General features: G+C 37.3%; 25 protein-coding genes, 1 pseudogene and 1 other annotated feature. All 26 genes and pseudogenes read right to left on the minus strand.

Features of this window, described 5'->3' with window-relative positions; genetic code table 11:
* Window positions 1–2 precede the first annotated feature (2 nt).
* The 26 genes and pseudogenes from pyrE to spoIIGA all read right to left on the minus strand — a co-directional run bounded on the left by pyrE (window position 3) and on the right by spoIIGA (window position 25,182).
* Window positions 3–635, minus strand: a complete 633-nt coding sequence (gene pyrE / locus COE49_RS21950; protein ID WP_000711449.1) for an orotate phosphoribosyltransferase — start codon at window positions 633–635, stop codon at window positions 3–5.
* Window positions 632–1,348 (minus strand): orotidine-5'-phosphate decarboxylase, encoded by a 717-nt coding sequence (gene pyrF, locus COE49_RS21955; protein ID WP_088230156.1) that lies wholly within the window; start codon window positions 1,346–1,348, stop codon window positions 632–634. The genes pyrE and pyrF overlap by 4 nt, the downstream gene beginning before the upstream one ends.
* On the minus strand, window positions 1,333–2,262 hold the full coding sequence (gene pyrD / locus COE49_RS21960) for a dihydroorotate oxidase B catalytic subunit (protein ID WP_001081057.1): 930 nt from the start codon (window positions 2,260–2,262) through the stop codon (window positions 1,333–1,335). The genes pyrF and pyrD overlap by 16 nt, the downstream gene beginning before the upstream one ends.
* The gene (gene pyrK / locus COE49_RS21965; protein WP_000983359.1) at window positions 2,259–3,038 is read right to left on the minus strand and encodes a dihydroorotate oxidase B electron transfer subunit; all 780 of its coding nucleotides are present in this window, start codon (window positions 3,036–3,038) and stop codon (window positions 2,259–2,261) included. Before pyrK ends, pyrD begins: the two co-directional genes overlap by 4 nt.
* Window positions 3,035–6,253 carry a carbamoyl-phosphate synthase large subunit gene (gene carB / locus COE49_RS21970; RefSeq protein WP_088230157.1) on the minus strand — a complete coding sequence of 1,073 codons (3,219 nt, stop codon included), beginning with the start codon at window positions 6,251–6,253 and terminating at the stop codon, window positions 3,035–3,037. The genes pyrK and carB overlap by 4 nt, the downstream gene beginning before the upstream one ends.
* Window positions 6,238–7,335, minus strand: coding sequence for a carbamoyl phosphate synthase small subunit (locus COE49_RS21975; RefSeq protein ID WP_088230158.1), 1,098 nt, complete (start codon window positions 7,333–7,335; stop codon window positions 6,238–6,240). The genes carB and COE49_RS21975 overlap by 16 nt, the downstream gene beginning before the upstream one ends.
* Complete coding sequence (pyrC, locus tag COE49_RS21980; RefSeq protein ID WP_088230159.1) at window positions 7,332–8,618, minus strand: dihydroorotase; 1,287 nt, start codon at window positions 8,616–8,618, stop codon at window positions 7,332–7,334. The genes COE49_RS21975 and pyrC overlap by 4 nt, the downstream gene beginning before the upstream one ends.
* Entirely contained in the window at window positions 8,602–9,516 is a 915-nt protein-coding gene (gene pyrB / locus COE49_RS21985; protein WP_000018850.1) for an aspartate carbamoyltransferase, read from the minus strand. The genes pyrC and pyrB overlap by 17 nt, the downstream gene beginning before the upstream one ends.
* Before the next feature lie 148 nt (window positions 9,517–9,664).
* The gene (gene uraA, locus COE49_RS21990; protein WP_140417317.1) at window positions 9,665–10,957 is read right to left on the minus strand and encodes a uracil permease; all 1,293 of its coding nucleotides are present in this window, start codon (window positions 10,955–10,957) and stop codon (window positions 9,665–9,667) included.
* Window positions 10,958–11,103: 146 nt separating this feature from the next.
* Window positions 11,104–11,646 carry a bifunctional pyrimidine operon transcriptional regulator/uracil phosphoribosyltransferase gene (gene pyrR / locus COE49_RS21995; protein WP_001156491.1) on the minus strand — a complete coding sequence of 181 codons (543 nt, stop codon included), beginning with the start codon at window positions 11,644–11,646 and terminating at the stop codon, window positions 11,104–11,106.
* Window positions 11,647–11,849: 203 nt separating this feature from the next.
* Complete coding sequence (locus COE49_RS22000; RefSeq protein WP_088230161.1) at window positions 11,850–12,758, minus strand: RluA family pseudouridine synthase; 909 nt, start codon at window positions 12,756–12,758, stop codon at window positions 11,850–11,852.
* A gap of 4 nt (window positions 12,759–12,762) precedes the next feature.
* Window positions 12,763–13,221 carry a lipoprotein signal peptidase LspA gene (gene lspA / locus COE49_RS22005; protein WP_088230162.1) on the minus strand — a complete coding sequence of 153 codons (459 nt, stop codon included), beginning with the start codon at window positions 13,219–13,221 and terminating at the stop codon, window positions 12,763–12,765.
* A gap of 124 nt (window positions 13,222–13,345) precedes the next feature.
* On the minus strand, window positions 13,346–13,675 hold the full coding sequence (locus COE49_RS22010) for a TraR/DksA C4-type zinc finger protein (protein ID WP_088230163.1): 330 nt from the start codon (window positions 13,673–13,675) through the stop codon (window positions 13,346–13,348).
* 155 nt (window positions 13,676–13,830) lie between these two features.
* The gene (ileS2, locus tag COE49_RS22015; protein WP_088230164.1) at window positions 13,831–16,596 is read right to left on the minus strand and encodes an isoleucine--tRNA ligase; all 2,766 of its coding nucleotides are present in this window, start codon (window positions 16,594–16,596) and stop codon (window positions 13,831–13,833) included.
* Window positions 16,597–16,667: 71 nt separating this feature from the next.
* Window positions 16,668–16,891: a binding site (T-box leader), on the minus strand.
* 51 nt (window positions 16,892–16,942) lie between these two features.
* Window positions 16,943–17,449, minus strand: a complete 507-nt coding sequence (gene divIVA / locus COE49_RS22020; RefSeq protein WP_001131611.1) for a septum site-determining protein DivIVA — start codon at window positions 17,447–17,449, stop codon at window positions 16,943–16,945.
* An 89-nt stretch (window positions 17,450–17,538) separates the two neighbouring features.
* Complete coding sequence (locus tag COE49_RS22025) at window positions 17,539–18,306, minus strand: YlmH family RNA-binding protein (RefSeq protein ID WP_098841269.1); 768 nt, start codon at window positions 18,304–18,306, stop codon at window positions 17,539–17,541.
* Window positions 18,307–18,321: 15 nt separating this feature from the next.
* Window positions 18,322–18,585: a YggT family protein gene (locus COE49_RS22030; RefSeq protein ID WP_088230166.1), complete on the minus strand. Its 264-nt coding sequence runs from the start codon at window positions 18,583–18,585 to the stop codon at window positions 18,322–18,324.
* A 6-nt stretch (window positions 18,586–18,591) separates the two neighbouring features.
* Window positions 18,592–19,062, minus strand: a complete 471-nt coding sequence (locus tag COE49_RS22035; RefSeq protein ID WP_000119137.1) for a cell division protein SepF — start codon at window positions 19,060–19,062, stop codon at window positions 18,592–18,594.
* Between the two features lie 19 nt (window positions 19,063–19,081).
* Window positions 19,082–19,756, minus strand: coding sequence for a YggS family pyridoxal phosphate-dependent enzyme (locus tag COE49_RS22040; RefSeq protein WP_098841270.1), 675 nt, complete (start codon window positions 19,754–19,756; stop codon window positions 19,082–19,084).
* Complete coding sequence (pgeF, locus tag COE49_RS22045) at window positions 19,753–20,571, minus strand: peptidoglycan editing factor PgeF (RefSeq protein WP_088230168.1); 819 nt, start codon at window positions 20,569–20,571, stop codon at window positions 19,753–19,755. Before pgeF ends, COE49_RS22040 begins: the two co-directional genes overlap by 4 nt.
* 157 nt (window positions 20,572–20,728) lie before the next feature.
* Complete coding sequence (locus COE49_RS22055; RefSeq protein WP_098841271.1) at window positions 20,729–21,886, minus strand: RNA-guided endonuclease InsQ/TnpB family protein; 1,158 nt, start codon at window positions 21,884–21,886, stop codon at window positions 20,729–20,731.
* Window positions 21,883–21,996, minus strand: a pseudogene (locus tag COE49_RS28145) (IS607 family transposase); the annotation flags it as partial. The pseudogene COE49_RS28145 and the gene COE49_RS22055, both read right to left, overlap by 4 nt.
* A gap of 143 nt (window positions 21,997–22,139) precedes the next feature.
* Window positions 22,140–22,418, minus strand: a complete 279-nt coding sequence (locus COE49_RS22065; protein WP_000619414.1) for a YlmC/YmxH family sporulation protein — start codon at window positions 22,416–22,418, stop codon at window positions 22,140–22,142.
* A 171-nt stretch (window positions 22,419–22,589) separates the two neighbouring features.
* Window positions 22,590–23,369: an RNA polymerase sporulation sigma factor SigG gene (gene sigG / locus COE49_RS22070; RefSeq protein ID WP_000197755.1), complete on the minus strand. Its 780-nt coding sequence runs from the start codon at window positions 23,367–23,369 to the stop codon at window positions 22,590–22,592.
* Window positions 23,370–23,525: 156 nt separating this feature from the next.
* On the minus strand, window positions 23,526–24,245 hold the full coding sequence (gene sigE / locus COE49_RS22075) for an RNA polymerase sporulation sigma factor SigE (protein WP_000976947.1): 720 nt from the start codon (window positions 24,243–24,245) through the stop codon (window positions 23,526–23,528).
* A gap of 19 nt (window positions 24,246–24,264) precedes the next feature.
* Complete coding sequence (spoIIGA, locus tag COE49_RS22080) at window positions 24,265–25,182, minus strand: sigma-E processing peptidase SpoIIGA (protein ID WP_140417318.1); 918 nt, start codon at window positions 25,180–25,182, stop codon at window positions 24,265–24,267.
* Window positions 25,183–25,513: the final 331 nt, after the last annotated feature.

Here is a 25,513-nt window from a genome sequence, read left to right on the forward strand (position 1 = left end):
TGTTACGCCGTGATCCAAGCTTCGTTAGCTGGATTTTTGCGCCACTCTTGTAATTTTTTCGTTTCAGCTTGTCCAATCATACCTTTTTCTGCTGCAACTTCAGTTAATGCACTGTAATCACTTAAAGAATATGATGCTACGTTAGCTGCTTCTAGCTTTTCTTTTCCTGCTTCTAGCTCATATGTGAAGATTGATACGATTCCTAATACTTCACAGCCAGCTTCGCGAAGTGCTTCTACACATGTAATTGCACTACCGCCAGTTGAAATTAAGTCTTCTACTACTACTACTTTTTGACCTTTTTCAGCTTTTCCTTCGATTTGGTTCCCTTTACCGTGACCCTTTGCTTTACTACGTACGTAGCACATTGGTAAATCCATACGATCGCTTACCCATGCAGCGTGCGCAATACCAGCAGTTGCTGTTCCTGCAATAACTTCTACAGTTGGGAAGTGCTCTTTAATTAACTCTTCTAATCCAGCTGCAATCGCTTGACGTACTTTTGGATAAGATAAAGTTAAACGGTTATCACAATAAATTGGTGATTTCATACCTGAAGACCAAGTAAATGGATCATTCGGTTGTAAAAATACTGCTCCAATTTCTAATAAATGCGATGCGATTTCTTTTTTCATACTGTTACACCTTCCCACTGTTGTTTTACTGTTTTATACGCTTCAAACGGATTTTCTGCTTTTGTAATACTACGTCCAACTACGATATAGCTTGAACCAAGTTCCCTCGCACGTTTCGGTGTTGCTACGCGCACCTGGTCATTTACATCATCACTTGCAAGACGAATCCCCGGTGTTACTGTTACAAATTCATTTCCGCATACTTCACGTAATTTTGGAACTTCAAGCGTTGAACAAACAACGCCATCAAGTCCGCTTTCTTTCGTTAGTTTTGCATAATGAGCAACCGCTTCTTCTAACGTTTTCTCAATGCCGATCTCTTTTTTCATCATAGCTTCCGAAGTGCTTGTTAGTTGTGTAACTGCAATACAAATCGGTCTCTCTTTTCCTTCTTGCTTACCTTCCTCTAATCCCTCAATCGCAGCTTTCATCATGCTGCTTCCCCCAGCAGCATGAACATTTACCATATCAACATCTAGACTAGCTAAGCTACGCATAGCGCTTTTTACTGTATTCGGAATATCATGAAGTTTTAAATCTAGAAAGATTTTATGTCCTTTTTCTTTTAAGTACGTAATAATTGCAGGGCCTTCTTTGTAAAATAACTCCATACCTACTTTGACAAATAACTCTTCCCCTTCAAAGTGGCGCAAGAATTGTTCTACATCTTGTTTCCCTGGAAAATCTAGTGCAACGATTAACGACTGTGACATGTTTGCTTCCAGCTCCTTCCTTGACATTCCGAAATGTGATCAAATCCTAATTCATCTAGTAATGCTGGTAACTCTTCAATAATTGTCGGACATACGAACGGATCGATAAAGTTCGCTGTACCTACTGCAACTGCGCTTGCGCCAGCGTAGAAGAATTCAATTACATCTTCCGCTGTTTCAATACCACCCATTCCGATAATTGGAATGTTAACCGCTTGGCTTACTTCATGTACCATACGAATTGCTACCGGCTTAATCGCAGGACCTGATAATCCGCCTGTACGGTTTGCTAAAATTGGTTTAGCTGTTTTTAAATCTAGACGCATACCAAGCAATGTATTAATCATCGTTAATCCGTCTGCACCTGCATTTTCAATCGCTTTTGCAATTTCCACAATGTTTGCCACGTTCGGTGACAACTTCACGTATACAGGTACTTCAGAAACCTCTTTTACTCGCTTCGTTAAATCAGCAGCAATTTCAGGATTTGTACCAAAGGCGATACCACCTGTTTTTACGTTCGGACAAGAAATATTTAATTCTAGTGCATGGACATTAGGTGCTTTAGAAATTTCCTTTGCAACCGCTACGTAATCCTCAGCTTGTGAGCCTGCAACGTTCGCAATGATTGGAAGGTCAAATTGTTCTAACCATGGTAATTCAGAATTCATTACTTTTTCTAAACCTGGGTTTTGAAGTCCGATTGCATTTAACATGCCGCCCGGTGTTTCAGCAACACGCGGCGTTGGATTTCCATAGCGTGGTTGTTCTGTCGTCGCTTTAATCATGATTGATCCTAGTACACTTAAATCGTAAAACTGTGCATATTCACGACCAAATCCAAAGCATCCAGATGCCGGTATAATTGGATTTTTTAATGATAATCCTGGTAATTCAACTTGCAATCTGTTCATAGTACAACCTCCCCGATTGGAAATACTGGTCCGTCGCTACACACCTTCTTGTAAGAATGTCCACTTGGATCTTCTTGTAAGTGGCATACACATGCGAAACAAGCTCCAATACCACAGCCCATACGTTCTTCTAATGAAATATAGGCTTTTTTCTCTTTGTAACGTCCTTCTAATGCACGAAGCATCGCTAACGGACCACATGAATAAAGAATATCAAAATCAATTCCGTAATTATCAATTACATCTGTGACAAATCCTTTTGTACCATGTGTACCGTCTACTGTCGCAACGTACGTATCACCAAGTTCTGCAAATTTTTCTTCGTAGAAAACTACATCTTTCGTTTGAAAACCTAAGATGTGAATCACACGTACACCTTTTGCAACGAGGCGCTGTGATAGTTCATAAAGTGGTGGTACACCAATTCCCCCGCCTACTAGTAAAGCTGTTTGACCAGCTTCCGCTTCTTCTACAGGAAAACCGTGTCCTAGTGGTCCTAGTACATCTACCATTTCACCTTGTTTTCTAGTTGCTAATGTTTTTGTCCCTTGTCCTTCCGCACGATATAGCATTGTAAATTCGTTCTTCTCTTGATCTACATTACAAATACTAATTGGGCGGCGCAGAAGGGGCGCAATGCCCTCTGCTACCTTAATGTGTACAAACTGCCCTGGTTCGTTCATTTGCTGTACTAAAGTTCCTTGAAGCACTAATTCGTAAATGTTTTTTGCGATTTCTTTTTGATTAACGACGATCATATTTTGCTTTTGCATCATGCATGTACCACCTCGTGACGCTTTGTTTGCGTAATTTCTTTCATTGAATGAGCTGAGAATGTCATAGATTCTAATACTCGTAAAATTGCTCTCGTTGTATCAAGTGATGTTAAGCAAGCCACACCATTTTCTACTGATTCACGGCGAATGCGGAAACCATCACGCGCTGGTTGTTTACCTTTTGTTAACGTATTGATTACAAACTGCGCTTTTCCTTGACGGATAATATCAAGTAAGTTGTAGTCTTCAGAATCAATTTTGTTTACAACTTGCACTGGAATATTTTGCTCTGCTAACGATTGTGCTGTTCCAGCTGTTGCTAATAAGTTATAACCGATTTCATGGAAACGTTTTGCAATTTCCATTGCCTCTTCTTTATCTTTATCCGCTACTGTGATGATTACTGATCCGTGCGTTGGAATGTTAATTCCAGAAGCCACTAGACCTTTGTATAATGCTTTTTCAAGCGTTAAGTCTTTACCCATTACTTCCCCTGTTGATTTCATTTCAGGTCCTAATGTTGTATCAACTGAACGTAGTTTCGCAAATGAGAATACCGGAGCTTTTACATATACTTCTTTCTCTTCTGGGTGATAGCCCGTTCCGTATCCTTGTTCTACTAGGTTTTGACCTAAAATAACTTTCGTTGCAACGTTCGCCATCGGTACGCCTGTAATTTTACTTAAGAACGGTACTGTACGGCTCGCACGTGGGTTTACTTCAATTACATACACTTGATCTTTGAACACTACAAACTGGATATTTAGTAATCCAATAATGTTTAATCCTTTTCCAAGTGCAATTGTATGTTCAATGATTTGTTCTTTCAGGTTTTCAGATAAGCTTTGTGGTGGATATACTCCGATTGAATCACCAGAGTGAACTCCAGCGCGTTCAATATGTTCCATAATACCTGGAATGAATACATTCTCACCGTCTGAAATTGCATCTACTTCAATTTCTTTACCAACCATGTAACGGTCGATTAATACTGGATGATCTGCATGAACTTTAACTGCATTCTTCATGTAGTGCAGCAGTTCTTCTTGACGATATACGATTTCCATCGCACGTCCACCTAGTACGTAAGACGGTCTTACTAGTACTGGGTAACCAATTTCTTCAGCGATTGCTACCGCTTGTTCTACAGTCGTTGCAGTTTTACCAACTGGTTGCGGGATACCAAGCTTTGTTAAAGCGGCTTCGAATTTATCACGATCTTCTGCACGGTCTAAGTCTTCAAGTGATGTTCCTAAGATTTTCACACCGTGTGCTTCTAATTTCGCCGCTAAGTTAATTGCCGTTTGTCCACCGAACTGAACGATAACACCTTCTGGCTTTTCTAAATCGATAATGTGCATTACATCTTCAATCGTTAATGGTTCAAAGTATAATTTGTCAGAAATACTGAAGTCTGTTGAAACTGTTTCTGGGTTGTTATTAACAATGATTGCCTCATATCCAGCTTCTTTTATTGCCCATACAGAGTGAACTGTTGCATAGTCAAACTCAACACCTTGACCGATACGGATTGGACCAGACCCTAGTACAACCACACTCTTACGATCTGTTATAACCGATTCATTCTCGTCACCGTATGTGCTGTAGTAATATGGTGTTGCAGATTCGAACTCTGCCGCACAAGTGTCTACCATTTTATAGACAGGAGTTATATTGTTTTCTTTACGCATATCGTAGATTTCGCGCTCCGTTTTGTTCCAAGCAGCTGCAATGTAGTGATCGCTGAAGCCCATTTCTTTCGCAGTTTGTAGTACTTCCATATTTCCTACATTCGCTTTTACTTCGCGTTCCATGTTTACGATGTTTTCAATTTTTTGTAAGAAGAAGAAGTCCATTTCACACCATTCGTTGATTTCTTCTTTCGTTACACCTTGACGAATCGCTTCTGCTACGATAAACAGTCGCTCATCATCTGCTTTAATAATGCGTTTTTTCATTGTTTCTTTATCAAGCTCTTTTAAGTGGTCTAATTCTAAGTGATAAATACCAAGCTCTAAAGAACGAACCGCTTTTAATAATGATTGCTCTAAGTTACGTCCGATTGACATAACTTCACCAGTTGCCTTCATTTGTGTACCAAGTGTTCTGTTTGCTGATTCAAACTTATCAAATGGCCAGCGTGGAATTTTTGAAACAACATAGTCTAATGCTGGCTCAAAGCACGCGTAAGTTTTTTGTGTTACTGGGTTTATAATTTCATCTAATGTTAAACCGACTGCAATTTTTGCGGCTAGCTTCGCAATTGGATATCCAGTTGCTTTAGATGCTAGTGCAGATGAACGACTTACACGTGGGTTTACTTCAATTACATAGTATTGGAAGCTATGTGGATCAAGTGCAAGCTGAACGTTACATCCACCTTCAATTCCTAATGCACGAATAATTCGTAATGAAGTGTTTCGTAACATTTGATATTCACGGTCGCTTAATGTTTGGCTCGGTGCTACTACGATAGAATCACCTGTGTGAACCCCAACTGGATCGATGTTTTCCATGTTACATACTACAATCGCGTTATCATTCGAATCACGCATTACTTCATATTCAATTTCCTTACAACCCGCAATGCTCTTTTCTAATAAACATTGTGTTACTGGACTATGTTTTAATCCACCTGATACGATTTCAATTAGTTCTTCTTCATTACTACAGATTCCGCCACCTGTTCCTCCCATTGTAAATGCTGGGCGAACAATAACTGGATAACCAATTTCTTTTACAAATTCATGTGCTTCTTCCAACGTATGAATGATCGTGCTAGATGGAATTGGTTCATTTAAATCCTGCATTAATGTACGGAATAAATCGCGATCCTCCGCTTGTTCGATTGCTGATAGCTTTGTTCCTAAAATTTCAACTCCGCACTCTTCAAGGATGCCTGATTTCGCAAGTTCAACAGCCATATTTAAGCCTGTTTGACCACCCAATGTTGGTAAGATTGCATCTGGACGTTCTTTACGAATAATACGGCTTACGAATTCTAATGTTAATGGCTCGATATATACTTTATCTGCTGTCGCAGTATCTGTCATAATTGTTGCTGGGTTAGAGTTAACAAGGATTACTTTGTAACCTTCTTCTCTAAGAGATTGACAAGCTTGTGTACCAGAGTAGTCAAACTCCGCTGCTTGCCCAATTACAATTGGTCCTGATCCGATTACTAAAATTGTGTTAATGTCTAGGCGTTTTGGCATAACTCTTCCCCTTCTTTCTTGAAGTTTTCAATCATTGCTAAGAAATCTTCGAATAAATCATTTGCATCTTCTGGTCCTGCTGAAGCTTCTGGGTGGTATTGTACTGTAAATGCTGGGAACTTCGTATGACGAAGACCTTCTACTGTTCCATCATTTAAAGCTACGTGCGTAATTTCAAGATCTGTATTTTTAACTGATTCTTCTTCTACTGCGTAACCATGATTTTGAGATGTAATTGCTACTTTTCCAGTTGCAAGATGTTTTACTGGATGGTTTAAACCACGGTGACCGAATTTTAATTTACTTGTATTCGCACCAGATGCTAGAGCGAACAATTGATGTCCTAGGCAAATTCCGAATAAAGGAACTTTACCGATAATGTCTTTTAACATTTCAATTGCTTCTGGTACATCTTTTGGATCTCCAGGTCCGTTACTTAACATAATTCCATCTGGGCTAAGGCGTAAAATTTCTTCTGCTGTTGTATTGTAAGGTACTACAATTACATCACAGTCACGTTTATTTAATTCTCGTAAGATACCATGTTTCATTCCGAAGTCTACTAGTACAACGCGATGTCCGCGGCCTGGGCTTGGGTATGGATCTTTCGTTGATACGCGTTTTACGTGATCTGTAAATACTGTCGCTTTTAATTGGCTCACGATGTACTCTACATCTGCATCCATGTTACATAGACGTCCGCGTAATGTACCGTATTGACGAATTTTTCTCGTTAATTTTCTCGTATCAATTCCTGCTAATCCTGGGATATTTCTTTCTTTTAAGTAATCATTTAACGAAATTTCATTACGGAAGTTTGATGGATGATCACAAATTTCGTTTACGATTAAACCATTTACAGATGGATGAATCGATTCAAAATCGTCACGGTTAATGCCGTAGTTTCCGATTAATGGGTACGTGAATGTTACAATTTGACCGCAATATGATGGATCAGATAATGTTTCTTGATATCCAGTCATTCCTGTTGTAAATACAACCTCACCTGACTTTTCGATTTCTCCTCCGAAACCTTTTCCAATTAATACTGTTCCATCTTCTAAGATAAGTTGTCTTTTCATACTAATGCACTCTCCTTTTGCCATGCGATCTTACCACCAACGATTGTCATTACCGGCCATCCTTGGCATTTCCAACCTGCAAATGGTGTATTTTTTCCTTTTGATAAGAATGTTGTTGGATCAATCTCTTCTTCTTGTTCTAAATCAATGATTGTAATATCAGCTGTTCTACCTTCTTTCAGGCGACCTGCTTCTAAGCCGAATGTATCAGCTGGCTTTTCTGTTAAGAATTGAATTAACTGCTCTAATGTAATAATTCCTTTTTTCACAAGGTTTGTGTATAGAAGTGGGAATGCTGTTTCAAAACCAGTAATTCCGAATGGTGCTCTTTCAATTCCTTGTGCTTTCTCTTCCGCTGTATGCGGTGCATGATCTGTTGCGATCATATCAATTGTTCCATCTAATAACCCTTCAATTAACGCTGCATGATCTTCTTTTCCACGAAGCGGTGGGTTCATTTTAAAGTTAGGATCAGCTGATGGGATATCATCTTCACATAACACTAAGTGATGCGGTGTTACTTCTGCTGTTACTTTAATTCCAGCGCGTTTCGCATCACGAATTACGCGTACAGAGCCTTTCGTACTTACGTGACATACGTGATAGTGACAATCTGCCGCTTCAGCAAGCAGTATATCCCTTGCAATATGTACAGATTCACATACTGATGGGATACCGTTTAATCCGTGTTTCTCAGAAAACTTCCCTTCATGTACACACCCTTTATTAATAAGAGTGTTCTCTTCACAGTGCGCAACTACTGCCATATTTAATTTCGCTGCACGCTTCATAGCAGCTAACATCATGCTAGCATCTTGTACGCCTACACCGTCATCAGTGAAAGCAAATGCTCCCAGCTCTTTTAATGTTTCAAAATCTGTCATTTCAGAACCCGCTTGGCGTACTGTAATTGCTCCATATGGTAGTACATTGACATGCGCTTTTTCTTGAATACGTTTTTGCAAGTCTTCCATATGTTCTCTGCAATCTGGTACTGGGCGTGTATTTGGCATTGCGCAAATTGTAGTGAATCCACCTTTTGCCGCTGCTAGTGTACCTGTTTCAATTGTTTCTTTATGTTCACCACCTGGTTCACGAAGATGTACGTGTACATCTACTAATCCAGGTGCGATTAACTTTCCGTTCACATCGATTACTTCAGCATTATCTGCCGTAATATTTTCTGCTACCTTAGCGATTTTACCGTCTTGTACAAGAAGATCTGTTGCTACGATTTTTCCTTCTTCATTCATATAACGACCATTTTTAAACAAGTAATTCATGTTTCATTCCTCCTAATACATTTGGTAAGGCGCGTTTTAGTACAGCCATTCTTACGTAAACTCCATTTTCCATTTGTTTAAATATGCGTGAACGCTCACACTCAACGAGTTCACTTGCAATTTCAACATCTCGGTTTACAGGAGCTGGATGCATAATAATGCTTCCTTCTTTCATACGCTTTTCTCTTTCTACTGTTAATCCATGTTTCTCATGATACTCTTTCATAATGTCTGTTTCATAATGATCATGACGCTCATGTTGCACACGAAGTAACATCATTACATCCACTTCTGGAACAAGCTCATCTAATGGTTTGTATGTTCCAAATGTGTTGTCTTCATCTTTCCACTCTTCTGGACTTGCAAAGTAAATCGTTGCACCGAGCTTCGTTAATGCTTCTGCATTAGAACGTGCTACTCGGCTATGTCGAACATCTCCTACTATTGCAATCTTCAAACCTTCAAATCTTCCAAACTCTTGTTTAATTGTAAGAAGGTCGAGTAGGCACTGCGTTGGATGGTTTCCACATCCATCTCCAGCGTTTAAAATCGGGATATTCACCTGATCTTTTAGTTCATCGAAGTAGCGATCTTGCTCATGGCGGATGACCACTGCTTTTGTTCCGATTGATTCTAGTGTTCTTATCGTATCGTATAACGTTTCTCCTTTTTGTACGCTAGATGCATCAGCTGAAAAGTTTAAAACATCCAGTCCTAATCTCTTCTCAGCAACTTCAAAGCTAAATCTCGTTCTCGTACTATTCTCAAAGAACAAGTTTGCAACAAAAGTTTGCTCTGTCGTTTTGCTCTCTTTTCCATTCGCAAAATCTTCTGCGTCTTTTAGGATTTCTGAAATTTCTACTTCCGATAGTTCACTCATCGTTAACAAATGGCTCATCGTCATCCCTCATCTTTCTGATTTTTATGTTACCACTTTTGTATATTTATAACAACCTTCGCATAAAAATACCCTAATCGTGTAAGACTAGGGTGCAAGGAAGAAGCCACCCTTTTCTGTCTCACAGGACTGAATTAAAAGGTTATTTTTATGAAGCAATCTGCTTAGATTGTTTTGTATGTTTTTCTTGTTTTGTTTCTGGTAGTAGTAGATTTAACAGTACACCTACAATCGCTGCAAGCGCCATTCCTTCTACTTGGAATGAATCTCCTACGTGAAGTACCGCTCCACCAATGCCGATTACTAGTATTACTGATGCAATCATTAAGTTTCGTTTGTCACTTAAATCTGTTTTATCATCTACCATCATGCGTAATCCGCTTGATGCGATTACACCGAATAGTAAGATTGATACCCCGCCCATAACTGGTGTTGGGATCGAATGAATCAGTGCAGAAATTTTACCGATAAATCCGAACATGATTGCGAACACTGCTGAACCGATGAATAAGTATACACTGTACGCTCTCGTAATTGCTAGCACACCGATGTTTTCACCGTATGTTGTATTCGGTGGTCCACCGATTAGTGATGCGATCAATGTTGCTACTCCATCACCGAAGATTGAACGATGTAAACCTGGTTTTTCAATTAAATCTCTTTTAATTACATTTCCAAGTACAATTTGATGTCCGATATGCTCTGATATTGTTACGAGTGCAACTGGTACCATTAAGAGCACAATCTTCCATGAGAACTCTGGTGTGTATGTTACAAATGGTACTGTGAAATCTGGTATGACAAACCATTTTGCCTCAGCTACCGGCTTTAAATCGACTAGCCCTTGGAAGTAAGCAAAGATGTAACCTCCGATGATTCCAAGTAAAACTGGTATGATACTGAAGAATCCTCTCCCGAATATGGAGCAAATGATTGTAATTGCTAATGTTACTAACGCTACTGAAAAGTGTGTAAAGCTGTACTTACCATCCGCACCGTTCATTGCCATATTCACTGCTGTATGTGCTAAAGCTAAACCGATTACCATTACGACTGGACCAACTACGATTGGTGGAAGTAATTTCATAATCCACGCTGATCCTGATTTCTTAATTCCGAGTGAGATTAAGATGTACACAAGTCCTGCTAGCAAACCGCCAAGCATCGCTGCTCCCGGTCCACCTGCCGTTTTCGCTGTTATAATCGGTGCGATAAAGGCGAATGATGATCCTAGATAGGCAGGTACTTGACCTTTCGTTATAAGAAGAAACGCTAACGTTCCTAATCCACTTGATATTAATGCTACTGACGGATTCAATCCTGTTAAAAACGGAACAAGCACTGTTGATCCAAACATCGCGAACAAATGTTGTATACTTAAAAATAACCATTTTCCCGGTTTCGGTATTTCATTAACGTCTAACACTGGCTTTTGTTCCATTGTTACATCCTCCTTCAGTTTAAATCTTTGCAATAAAAAAACTCTTTGTGCCTGTGCACAAAGAGTCCTACACTTTCGTATGCCAAATTTGACATATGAAAGCCAAGACCCTTTGTCAGCCTCACAGGACTACATTTAAAAGGGCTTTACTTATCGTATATGCTTACTCGATCTTGTTGATCTGTCTCTTGCAAATCAACTTCGATACGCTCTTCACTTGATGTTGGAATGTTCTTTCCTACATAATCAGCGCGAATTGGTAGTTCACGATGACCTCTATCAACAAGAACAGCCAATTGAATTTGTGACGGTCTACCTAAATCCATTAGGGCATCCATCGCTGCTCGAACTGTTCTTCCTGTATATAATACATCATCCACAAGGATAACTTTTTTCTTCGTAATATCTACAGGAATATCAGAACCTTTTACAAGTGGTTCTTTGTTTTTGGATTGTAGTGTTAAATCATCACGATATAACGTAATATCTAACTCGCCTACTTCCATTTCTTTCCCTTCAATTTGACCAATTCGTTCTGCCAAACGTTGTGCAATAAAAATTCCACGTGTTTTAATTCCGACAAGAACACAATTATCGACACCTTTATTTCGTTCCACGATTTCATGACTAATTCGTGTTAAAGCGCGGCGAATCATTTGGTCATCTAAAACGACAGCTTTTTCCTGCATGTTCTACACCTCCAAGCTTTTTTCTTGCATGAGAGGAATGGTATAAAAAAAGTCCTCTCAGCGTGTGCGAGAGGACTTTTGAAAAAAGGGTACAGCATACCCTAAGTATTTCAAACCGTTACCTTCTCAACCTCACGGGGCTGTGTTAAAGGATCATTATTTAACTGTTGTCAGTATCTCAGTTTTCTTATGATTTGTCAATACTATTTTCGCAAAATATTTAATGCGTCTTCAAACACTTCTGGAATTGGTGCTTCAAACTGAATATATTCACCAGTACGAGGATGGTCAAATCCTAAAATACCTGCATGAAGTGCTTGTCCATTCATATCTAATGTTTTCTTTGGGCCATACTTTGGATCTCCTGCAAGTGGATAGCCAATATATTTCATATGAACACGAATTTGGTGCGTACGTCCCGTTTCTAAGCGACATTCCACAAGTGTAAAGTCTTTAAAGCGTTCTAACACTTGGAAGTGCGTCACAGCATGCTTACCATTTTCATCAACTGTCATACTTTGACGCTCTTTCTTATCACGGCCAATTGGTGCATCGATAGTTCCCTTATCATGTGGAATCACACCGTGCACAATCGCTTTGTAACGTCTTGTAACTGTTTTTGCTACAAGTTGATTTACAAGTGATTCGTGCGCCATATCATTTTTAGCAACCATTAATAGGCCAGATGTATCTTTATCAATACGATGCACGATACCTGGACGCATTACACCGTTAATGCCTGATAAATCTGTACAGTGGTGCATAAGGCCGTTTACAAGCGTACCACTTGTATGACCTGGTGCTGGATGTACAACCATGCCACGTGGCTTATTAACAACAAGTACATCTGCATCTTCATAATAAATTTCTAAGTTCATATCTTCTGGTTGAATATCTAATGCTTCTGGTTCAGGAATCGTTACTGTAATTTCATCATTTTCTCGAACCTTATAATTCCCTTTTACTGCTTTTCCGTTTACTGTCACAACATCATCTTTAATCCATTGCTGTACTTGTGAACGTGACCACTCATTATTTATCCCTGCAACGAATTTATCAATTCGCTCACTTTTTTGCTCTTCTGCAACTGTTACTTGTACTACTTCACTCATTCAATTACTCCTTCGCTTTCTTGCCTTCTAATAATGTTTGAATAATAATTAATACAACACCAATACATAATGCTGAATCAGCTATATTGAATACTGGATAGTTGTACGAGAAAATATACACGTGAATGAAATCCACTACTTCTTGTCTAAATACACGATCAATAAAATTACCAATTGCTCCGCCTAAAATGAGACCTAATGAAATACCTAGAAGCTTGTCTGTCTTCGCGTACTTTTTCATATAAAATACGATAAACACTACGAAAACGACTGTAATAATGTAGAAAAACCACATTTTATTTTCTAAAATACCCCAGGCAGCTCCTCTATTTCGATGTGATGTTATGTATAATACATTATCGATAATCGGAATGCTCGTACCCAATTCCATTTTCTTTACAATTAGCCACTTCGATATTTGATCGATGGCAATGACAAATAACGCTATTACATAATATATCATTTTCATTTCCCCCATAAAGACAGTGTACCTCAAAATTTTAGCATAGCTGCTATCTTTTCACAATGAACCTTTATAGAAGAATAAAATAAATTAAAAAAAGGTAATATAATATCGTTGTGCGTATTCATACATTTACCTTTTCATAGAAAAATTCATGAATCGTACGAGCAGTCGGCATTGTTTTCATTTGTTTTGTAGGAATCGCTCTTCCCGTTTCTTCACAAATACCATACATATCTATTTCCATTTTAAACAATGCACGTTCTACATCTTTTAAATCCTCTTTTATATCATGTAATAGCATTTTTTTCTTTATCTCTTCCTGAATTTCATATCCGAGCTCCCCGCTAAACTCCATATCGTATTTGTGCATTACTTCTTTAGCTAGTCTCTCTTGCAACTCTTTTCTCATCAATTGCAATTCTTCTTTTATTTCCATGTAAATTTCATTCACGTGTACATTCCTCCTAGCTGTAATGTACAGTTAGTGTGTCCGAAATCTATTTGCTTACCTCACACACATTTTTCCTTCATAGGAAAGAGAGTGAAAGTTATTTCAATATACTGTAAACAAAAAAATGACTGCACTTTACGTGCAGTCATTCCTTATCATTTTACATAGTTTTCTTTAACAACTGTTGCACAACGCTCACATAATGTTTCATGTTCAGCATCTTTACCAATTGTTTCTGAAACTACCCAACAACGTTCACATGTTTCACCAGTTGCTTGAGCAACAACAACCGCTGTATGTTCATACTTCGGTGCATCTACTGGCGCTTCTTCCATCATACCACCAAGTTTATACTCAGAAACGATGAATAATTGCTTTAAGTCTTCACTAATAGACTCTAGCATAGCTTTCATTTCTGCAGTTGGATATAGTGTAATGCTTGCATTTAATGACTTACCGATTACTTTTTCATTACGCGCTACTTCTAACGCTTTTAATACGTCATCACGCAGCGTCATAAATGCATCCCATTTTGTTTTTAATGCTTCCGCACCATCTATTTCTGCAGTTTCTGGCATATCAGTTAATTGTACACTTTCTTCTGTTACACCTGGAATGTATGGCCATACTTCATCAGCTGTATGCGGTAAGATTGGTGTTACAAGTTTTGTCAATGCAACAAGAACATCATATAATACAGTTTGAATTGCACGACGATCTTCATGATTTGCACCTTCAATGTATAGAATGTCTTTTGCAAAGTCTAAGTAGAATGAACTTAAATCAATTGTACAGAAGTTATGAATTGCATGATATACAGCAGCGAAGTCGTATGTTTCATATGCTTCTTTTACTTTTGTAATTAAGTCATTTAATTTCACTAACATGTAACGATCTACTTCACGAAGTTCAGCTACCGCTACTGTATTTTCACTTGGCTTAAAGTCATCTAAGTTTCCTAATAAGAAACGGAATGTATTACGGATTTTACGATACACTTCTGCTACTTGTTTTAAAATATCATCTGAAATACGTACGTCAGATTGATAGTCAACAGAAGATACCCATAAGCGTAAAATGTCTCCACCTAATTGATCCATAATTTTCTTCGGTACGACGATGTTTCCAATCGACTTACTCATTTTACGTCCTTCACCATCTAATACGAATCCATGGCTTAGTACGCCTTTATATGGAGCTTTACCTGTTACAGCAACTGCTGTTGATAATGAAGAGTTGAACCAACCACGATATTGGTCAGATCCTTCTAAATATAAATCAGCTGGACGTTGTAAGTCTTCGCGCTCTTCTAATACCGCTTGGTGAGAAGAACCTGAATCGAACCATACATCCATGATGTCTGTTTCTTTACGGAATTCACCATTTGGGCTACCTGGATGTGTAAATCCTTCTGGTAATAGATCTTTCGCTTCACGCTCGAACCATACGTTAGAACCGTGTTCACGGAATAAATCTGCTACATGATTAATTGTTTCATCCGTAATAATTGGATCACCATTCTCAGCATAGAATACAGGAATTGGCACACCCCATGCACGCTGACGAGAAATACACCAGTCACCACGGTCACGAACCATGTTATGAAGACGAGTTTCTCCCCATGCTGGTACCCATTTTGTTTCCGCAACAGCTTCTAATAACTCTTTACGGAATGCTTCAATAGATGCAAACCATTGTGCTGTCGCACGGAAAATAATTGGTTTTTTCGTTCTCCAATCATGTGGGTATGAATGCGTAATGAATGTTAGTTTCAATAACGCGCCTACTTCTTCTAATTTTTCTGTAATTGGCTTGTTAGCTTTATCATAGAATAAGCCTTCAAATCCAGGTGCTTCATTCGTTAATACACCTTTATCATCAACTGGGCAAAGTACTTCTAAGCCATACTTTTTACCAACAATAAAGTCATCTTCCCCGTGTCCAGGTGCTGTATGAACACAACCAGTACCTGCATCTGTTGTTACGTGTTCCCCTAGCATAACTAATGAATCACGATCGTAGAATGGATGTTTTGCAACTGTATACTCAAGCTCGCTACCTTTTACCGTTTTCACAACTTCAGCATTTTCCCACTCTAACGTTTTTGCAACTGTCTCAAACAGCTCAGAAGCGATGATATATTTCTCATCATTTACTTTTACAATGCTATATTCAAGTTCTGGGTGAACAGAAATACCTAAGTTTGCAGGTAACGTCCAAGGTGTTGTTGTCCAGATAATGAATTTCTCATCACCTTCTAATACGTTCTTTCCGTCTTTAACAGGGAATGCTACGTAAATAGATGCTGACTTTTTATCTTGATATTCAATTTCAGCTTCCGCTAAAGCTGATTCACTCGTTGGAGACCAGTAAACAGGCTTTTGTCCTTTATAGATATAACCTTTTTTCGCCATGTCACCAAACACTTTAATTTGTTGTGCTTCATAAGCTGGCTCTAAAGTAATGTATGGGTTATCCCAATCAGCACGTACACCTAGACGCTTAAATTGTTCACGTTGACGCTCCACTTGCTCATATGCATACTCTGCACATAACTTACGGAACTCAGCAACTGACATTTCTTTACGCTTTACACCTTTATTTGTTAAAGCTTGTTCAATTGGTAAACCGTGCGTATCCCAACCTGGTACATATGGTGCACTGAAACCAGTCATTGATTTATAACGAACAATAAAGTCTTTCAATACTTTATTTAATGCATGTCCCATATGAATGTCACCATTCGCATATGGAGGTCCATCATGCAATACGAATAAAGGACGACCTTTTGTATGTTCTTGTACTTTTTCATAAATGTTCATTTCAGCCCATTTTTCTTGCATTGCAGGCTCACGTTTTGGTAAATTCCCACGCATTGGGAACTCTGTTTTTGGCATCAGTAATGTATTTTTGTACTCCATGCTCAATTCCTCCTTACATGTATAAAAGAAATACTTAAAAAACGGAATAAAAAAGAGACCTTCTCATCCCCAAAAGGGACGAGAAAGTCTCCCGCGGTACCACCCTAGTAGACCATATACGTATGTATAAGATCCTCTTTATATTCTTAACGCGAATATACGCCTACGCTTACTCTATTTGTTCAGCGCGGAACTCCAGGGTGATATTCCCATTATCTCCTTATCCTGAGCTTACACCATCCTCAGTTCGCTATATAAGGTGTGAAAAGGTACTTATCCCTATCTTCGTTTTTCTTAATAAATATGTTGTTTAAAATTATATGTAATAATGAGAAAAACGTCAAGCTTACACTGTTTCTTCTTTTTTCAACAGCTCGTCCACTTCGTCTTCTAACTCAATTAACTTATCCCAATCATCGTTGTTTAACATTTCAAGCTGTGTTTCTAAAAGCATACGGAAACGAGTTCGGAATACTTTTGCTTGTTTCTTCAGCTCTTCAATATCAAAGGCAACTTTTCTTGATTTTACTAAAGCTTCGTTAATGATACGATCTGCATTCTTTTCAGCTTCACGTACAATTAATTTCGCTTCTTTTTGCGCATTACGTTTTACTTCTTCCGCTGCTTCTTGTGCTACAACGATAGATTTGTTTAACGTATCTTCAATATTAGAGAAATGATCTAACTTTCCTTCTAATTGCGCAACCTTTTCTTCTAAAGCTTTTTTCTCACGAATGACTAATTCATAATCTTTGATAATTTGATCAAGAAACTCATTTACTTGATCTTCATCATAGCCACGGAATCCGCGACCAAATTCTTTGTTATGAATGTCTAATGGTGTTAACGGCACAACGCCACCTCCAAGTAGTTATCTAAATTTCCTCTTTCAATTATATCTTTTCTTCGACAAAATAGGAGGATTTCCTTCTAAAAAACCAATCATTTTAGTATACCATACAAAATTCTCCATTTGTCGCGTTTTGTTTTACCTTCTACAGAAAATAATTTACTTCGTCCGTATCCTCTTACAGAAAAAACATCTCCTGGATAACATTCATAAGAAGTTTGCTCCACTGTTTTCCAATTGACTTTCACTAAACCATTTTTTATTAACGGTTGTACTTTCTGTCTGGATACATGTAACATTTCAGCTAGCATAACATCTAAACGAAGTGAAGAAACCGTTCCAGATTTCTCTCCCCACGTTTCATGCATCTGCAGAATTTGTTCTCCTTGCACTGATGATAAGGAGACTTTTACTTTCCCTATTGATTGTAAGTTCATCTCAATGTACGATACGATTTCTTTCGCAACTACAATTTGGGCACGATTTTCTTGAAGCAAAATATCGCCACATTTTTCCCTCGTTAAACCAAGAGACATAAATGTACCTAATATTTGCCGATGCTCTAGCGTATAAAACTTGGAAGGATAGTCAATTTCTAATACTTCTACTTGAAATTCTTCTTCATTTAATTCTAGATAGTCTGGATAAATAAGTGCTCTTTTGCGCTCCGCGTGAGGCGTTGCACCATCGAATTGCAAAGCAACATCTCCTTGTCCAATTACCATAGAAACAATTTGCTGCTGTCTTGGATCAAGGAAATCTGTTAATTTCACTTGATGGTACTCCGCCGTTCGCTTCCACTCTAATACTTTATCCACAAAGACCTCTTCATCAGGTCTAAAATGCTCGTAGATGCTCATGTATGTAACCTCTTACTATAAGAAATAGTTCAATAAACTCGCTAAACCAATTTTAGCAAGTTTTAACGCAAAAATCGCAACGAGTGGAGAGATATCAATCATACCAAGCGGCGGAATAAATCTGCGAAACGGTTCTAAATACGGTTCACAAATACGCGCAAGAAAATCTCCAAAAGTTGATTCCTTTGCACCAGGAAACCATGATAGGAGAATGTAAATAATAAGTGCCCACGAGTAAATCTCGATAGCAGAACTTAACACCATATATACTGTTGTCATGGCGTATTACCACCTCTTTATATTTGTTTCTTCTTCTTCACCGAATAACTCTGAAATTGCACCAACAATATCTACATTTTCAGGTGTACACATAAATGTTTTCGGTCCTATTTTTTGAATATCCCCGCCTATAGCGTATACAGTACCACTTAAAAAGTCAACGATACGTACCGCTTGATCAGTAGACATTCTTTGCAAATTAATTACAACAGCTCGTCTACCTTTTAAATGGTCCGCAATCCCTTGCGCTTCCGAATATGTGCGTGGTTCTAATAAAACAACTTTTGAAGATTGCTTTGCCGTTTCAATGCTCACAACATTTTGTTTCGGTTGCGCTTTTGGAAACGTAACATCTTGTTGTTCTGGCGGATCTTGCTGCTTCTTCATGTCTGTTTGCTCCTTTTCATAGCTATATTGAGCTGCTTCTTTTTCTTCTGGTGTATCAAAAAAGAAGTATTTTACTTTTGACCAACTCATAATAAGATTCTCCTTCCTTTTACGCTTTTCCTACTAAAATCGTTCCCAAACGAATATATGTAGCACCTTCTTCAATTGCAATCGTGTAGTCATTGGACATTCCCATAGATAATTCTTCACATGGTGCATATGACAATTCTAGCCCCTGCACCTCTGCTTGTAGCATGCGTAATTCTTTAAAACAGCGCCTGATTTCTTCCTCTTCTTCTGTAAATGGAGCCATTGTCATTAATCCAACCACTTCAATCTTATCCAATTCTTGCAAACTTTGAATAAAAGGAACAATTTCTTCTATTGCCAATCCTTGCTTGGACTCTTCAGAGGATGTTTTCACTTGGATAAAACATTTCACTTTCTTATCAGCACGTTTTTGAATTTCTTTCGCAAGCGAAAGACGATCTAATGAATGTAAATAATCAATTTCATTAATGATTTCTTTTACTTTTCTCGTTTGTAATGAGCCAATAAAATGCCAATTTACTTTTGAACCGAAATGTTCGTATTTCTGTAAGAAACCTTCATTTCTATTTTCACCTAAATCAATAATTCCGGCTTCAATTACTTCGTTTGTTTTTTCAATTCCTACAGTTTTTGTAACTGCAACGAGTTTAATATCTTGCAACAAACGTCCAGCTCGTGCGCAAGCTTCTTTAATAGCTTCATTTACAGTTACTAAATTTTCTTGCACTGTCATTTGTTTCCTTCCTCCTTAAAACCTATGAAACTCAACATTCTTCCTGTCTTTCCTTGATCACGACGATGAGAGAAAAATAGTTGTTCTTCACAGCTTGTACAAAGAGATGACATTACAATATGCTCTTCTTTTATGCCTGCTTGTACACACAATATACGATTAATTTCTTTTAAATTAATTGCGTACTGCCCATCAGAAATTTTTTCATACGGGACAGACCCGTTTACTACTTGCTGTGCTGCAGTTAATACTCTATCATCAACAACATAACAACAAGACCCTATTGCCGGTCCGATCGCAACATGAATTTCATCAATTGAAATCCCTTCTGCATTCCACTTTTGAATCATTTCATTTGCAATCTCTTTTACGGTCCCTTTCCACCCAGCATGCGCCAGTCCTATCATACCATGTGATGGTGCATAAAAATAGAGTGGAACACAATCCGCGTAACAAGACGTTAAAAGAACATCTTTACTAGTCGTATAAATGCCATCTGTTTTTGAAATGCCATCCTCATATGAATAGACGCCACTTCCTTTTTCTTGTTGTCCTACTTTTTCAACATGGTGATCATGGACTTGTTCAGAGCAAATCCAGTTTTCCAATGGTTTTTGTAACTTATTTGCTAAAATGCGTCTGTTTTCATGAACGTTCTCCGCAATATCATTCACATGTAATCCTAAATTCATCGCATGAAAGGAGCCCGTACTTATCCCACCATCTTTTGTCGTAAATCCAGCAGTAATGTTTCCAAGTTCTTTCCACGCTTGTAAATACAGTATACCGTCCACATATTTAAATGGTTCTCTCATAACAAAGCGGCTGCTACTAAAAATATAGACAAATGTTTATTCTTAGAGTATTCCTGCTTCTCCGTGTCCTGTCTCGCCACTCACTCGCTACTGCAGTTTACTGTAACACTCCACAGGCGTAAATTCCGATGTAGCCCACCGTATATATACAATCTATTTACGTTAGTATTGTATATTCTTTTGCTTGTAAAAGGTTGTTCGCTGCGTTCAAATCCCTATCCATTGCATTACCACATTCACATTCATATACCCGGTCAGATAATTTTAAATCTGCTTTCTTTTGACCACAATAGGAGCACAACTTTGAAGATGGATAAAATCGGTCTACTTGACGTAATTCAATTCCATATTCCTCACATTTCGTCAAAAGCCACGTTTTAAAATTATAAAAAGACTGCTTGGAAATTGCTTTAGATAGATGTTTATTCTTCAGCATATCTCTTACATTCAAATCTTCCACTGTAATAAACCTTGGCTTGGTTTTCACCACATTCGTTACAATAGACTTTACATACTCTAGTCGAATATTCGCTAATCGAGCATGCAACTTTTGCACCCTAAGAACATTTTTATCTATATTCGCTCTTTTAATAGTAACAGATTTTCCACCTCTCTTTTTTAGATTTTCATATTTTCGCGATAAAGAGCGTTGTTCACGTTTTAACCGTTTTTCTATCTTTTTTACTTTTACTGTTTTATTTATATTTTTGTGAGTCTTTCCATCACTACGTACAGCGAAATCCTTCAACCCTAAATCAATCCCTAGACCTATATTATTCAATATTGGTTTTACCCTTACTTCTTCTCTTTCACAAAGTACAGATACAAAATATTTTCCTGCTCTTTGATATACTACGCCACTTTTTACCGTTGCATCTTTAGGGATATATCCATATTCTTTTAACCTTATCCAACCAATTGTAGGGATTTTTACTCTATGCCTTTCTACTGTCCAATCTGTTTTGTTGTTTTTAGGAAAATAGCACTTCACATCTTGCTTCTTCTTTTTCTTATATCGTGGAAATTTAGATAAACCTTTAAAAAATTGCTTAAAAGCTTTTTCCCCGTTCATAATAGCTTGTTTTACAGCTTTACTGGATACTTCTTTTATCCACTGATCACATTCTTTTGTATGGACATTGTTCAACCATTTAGAAAAGTCATACCCACCTAGAAACTTTCCTTCGGCTTCATACAGCTCTTTGTTTTTAAAGATATACAGGTTGTAAACATACCTACACACACCAATCGTCTGATTTATTTGGGTTATTTGTTCTTTTGTCGGATGGATTTCTATTAGATATGCTCTTTTCATACAGCTTTATCCTCCGATATTTTCTTTTTATACTTCCTTAACCCATAAATTCTACAACTAAATACATGAACGATAGATAGTAAGTCTTGAATAATCTCTTCCTGTAGAGATTATTTTTGTATATTTTATATAACTGTATTTAGCTCCTTTTAATTAAAATAACAGAAAAAAGCATGGTACTTCCTGTCTATTTTACCATACTTTTATTTTTTAATAATGCCAACAGAAAAAAAAGAGGAATTTGTAATATTCTTTATGAAATTGTCGGTGTTTGTATTGATTCTGTTACAGAATTAACAGGATTTACTCTTACAAGTATGACATCTTCCCCAATTTTCATAATTTCCTCCCAAGGAATTACAATTTCTACATCTTTCCCAAAAATCCCTAACATGCGTGCCTGTTTGGAAATAATAATAGACCCGATCTTCCCTGTATTCATATCGATTTCGATATCTCCAATATTCCCAAGCCTTTTTCCATCTGACACATTTATTATCTCTTTCATCTGCAACTCCGAAATTCTTATCATTTTCATCCTCTCCCTTATATATGACGAATTGAAAAACACTGTTTCTCAAATTTACAGGAAGCACTCTCTACTAACCCCATATGATTTTCATTATATGAACACAGCTTCCCTACTATGAGCGAAGAAAAACTATATTACATATAAAAAGGTTTCACCATAAATGGTGAAACCTTATCCTTGAATCGTTTTATTCATTTGTTTAATAGCTGATTTCTCTAAACGTGATACTTGCGCTTGAGAAATCCCAATTTCTTCTGCAACTTCCATTTGTGTTTTTCCTTGGAAGAAACGTTTTCGAATAATCATTTTCTCACGATCATTTAAACGCTTCATCCCTTCTTTCAATGCTAACTCTTCAACCCACTGCTCGTCCTTTTGTTTTTCATCACTTAACTGATCCATAACAAAAATAGGATCTCCCCCATCGTTATAAATCGGCTCAAATAATGAAACTGGATCTTGAATCGCATCTAAAGCAAAAACAATTTCTTCATGAGTCACTTCAAGAACTTTTGCAATATCCATCGCTGTTGGTTCTTTTGAATTTTCTGCAATCAACTTTTCTCTTACTTGCAACGCTTTATACGCGATATCTCGTAATGAGCGAGATACACGAATCGGATTATTATCACGCAAATATCTGCGTATTTCCCCAATAATCATCGGCACAGCATACGTTGAAAATTTTACATTTTGGCCTAAATCAAAGTTATCAATTGATTTCATAAGTCCGATGCAACCAACTTGAAATAAATCGTCAACATACTCTCCTCTGTTATTAAATCTTTGGATGACGCTCAGTACAAGACGTAAGTTTCCATTCACTAATTTCTCTCTTGCGCTTATCTCTCCACTTTGCATTTCACGAAATAATTTACGCATTTCTTCATTTTTTAGTACTGGAAGTTTAGCTGTATCAACACCGCAAATTTCTACTTTGTTTCTCGTCAAAGTGTTCCCTCCTATCGGGAGTTGCTGTACAGTGTAAAGTATTTCCTTTGAAGGGGATTTTATGCATGTGGTTTTCTCTTCACTTTTCATTTTAGTTACCTTTCTCATTCCACTAAACAAAATAAGACCAGCCTAGATAAAGGCTGGTCTTATTCTCTACACCATTTTATTAAATTCTTTTCGTAATCTTTTTATGATTCTTTTTTCTAAACGCGAAATATATGACTGCGAAATCCCAAGCATATCCGCCACATCTTTTTGGGTCTTTTCCTCTTCTCCAGCAAGCCCAAACCGAAGCTCCATAATTTGTTTTTCTCGATCATTTAATTGGTGCAATGCTTTCATTAGAAGGTGACGATCTACAGTAGCCTCTAAATCTTTTGTAATAATATCATCATCTGTACCTAATACATCTGATAACAACAGTTCATTACCATCCCAATCAATGTTGAGCGGCTCATCAAAAGAAACTTCTGAACGATTTTTATTATTCCGGCGCAAATGCATTAAAATTTCATTTTCTATACAACGCGATGCATATGTTGCTAATTTTATTTTCTTTTCTGGATTAAATGTATTTACCGCTTTAATAAGGCCAATTGTTCCTATACTAATCAAATCTTCAATATTTATCCCTGTATTTTCAAACTTTCTTGCTATATATACAACTAGCCGTAAATTGCGTTCTATAAGTAATGATCTCGCTGCCTGATCTCCTTTTGGCAATTTATTCAAAAGAACTTCCTCTTCTTCTTTCGTTAACGGCGGTGGTAACGCTTCACTTCCACCAATATAATAAATTTCATCGGTCTTAATTCCTAATTTCAGCAATACTTTATACCAAAGGTATACTAAATAAAATTTTAATTTCATCATATTATCCCGCCTCTCATAATTAAGCAATTACCATCTTTTGTGAAATCAACATTTTCGGATGTACAATGCATTGATACTCTCCATTGGTAGACAATTGTTGTGTATTTAACCCAATTAATACTTTGTTTACAACAATAGAGCTACCTTCATGATCAACTTGCACACTGTCCGGCTTAATTGCCCATAAAAATTGACTCTCTACCCCAACTGCACGAAAAGGAATTAGGCGTAATCTTGTCGCCCATCCAGAATCATTTTCTGGTATTTGAGGAATCTCTGTTTTGGAATAAATTTGTTCTGTTAACCAAGCTGGCAAACAATGCTCTAATGATGAAATATGCATAATCATAACGGGTGTTTTTGTTAATGGGTCGTACAGTTGATTCCCGCTGTCAATTAAACCTGCTAGTTCTAATTCTTCTTCAGCTAATTTAATTTTCACTCTCACAATTTGATCATAGTGTATTTTTGTGATCTCTACGCTTTCAATACGCTTTTTAGAAAAATAATAAATTACTGGAAAGCCCAAAATAACAAATAACCAACTAATTGGATCGCCGTAAGAAATGGATTGAGCTTGAACCAATCCATTTACCATTTCATTCGTTTGCAAAAAGAAATGCGTTCCAATTAATCCCCCGCCAACCATAAAGGTTACAAAGTAAAAAGTAAAAACTGTTTGTGCATAATTTCTAAACGTTGTAAACCCAAATGCTGTATACACAATAAGTAACGAGTACAGTAGTTTCATAATAGGATGTGTCATCATAGAAGCAAAAGGAGTAAAGGCAAAAATAACAATGGTTGAACCTATAAATGCCCCTAACACAAGCCTCCATCTCTTGATTTTCTTTTTTAACACAGTAGCTGTTAATAGTAGTAAAAGAAAATCAATGCAGGCGTTTAACAACCAAACAATGTCGGCGTAAACAACCAAACAATTCACCTCTTTTTTTAAGTTGAGACTAGTATAATGCATATCCAATAGGAAAGTGTGTCAATTTGCGGAGGTGTTTTTTTGTTATTTTGTGATTTCTAGACATAATCTGTCGGTAAAAAATAAAAGTATAGTTTTATAGCGTGATATACTTTTATTTTTTATAAACAGATTAATTGAACTATATAATCTAACTTAAACTTTACTACGGTTATAAAGTGAAACTGTAATTAGTGAGGTGTAAACAGCCTAGCTTTACAGGTAACTAATGCGAAGTAAATTGAAATATACGAAATAAAAAAAGACCTGCTTAGCAGATCTTTTCCATTTA

It is taken from the genome of Bacillus sp. AFS029637, from assembly GCF_002584985.1.
In the GTDB taxonomy this organism is placed as follows: domain Bacteria; phylum Bacillota; class Bacilli; order Bacillales; family Bacillaceae_G; genus Bacillus_A.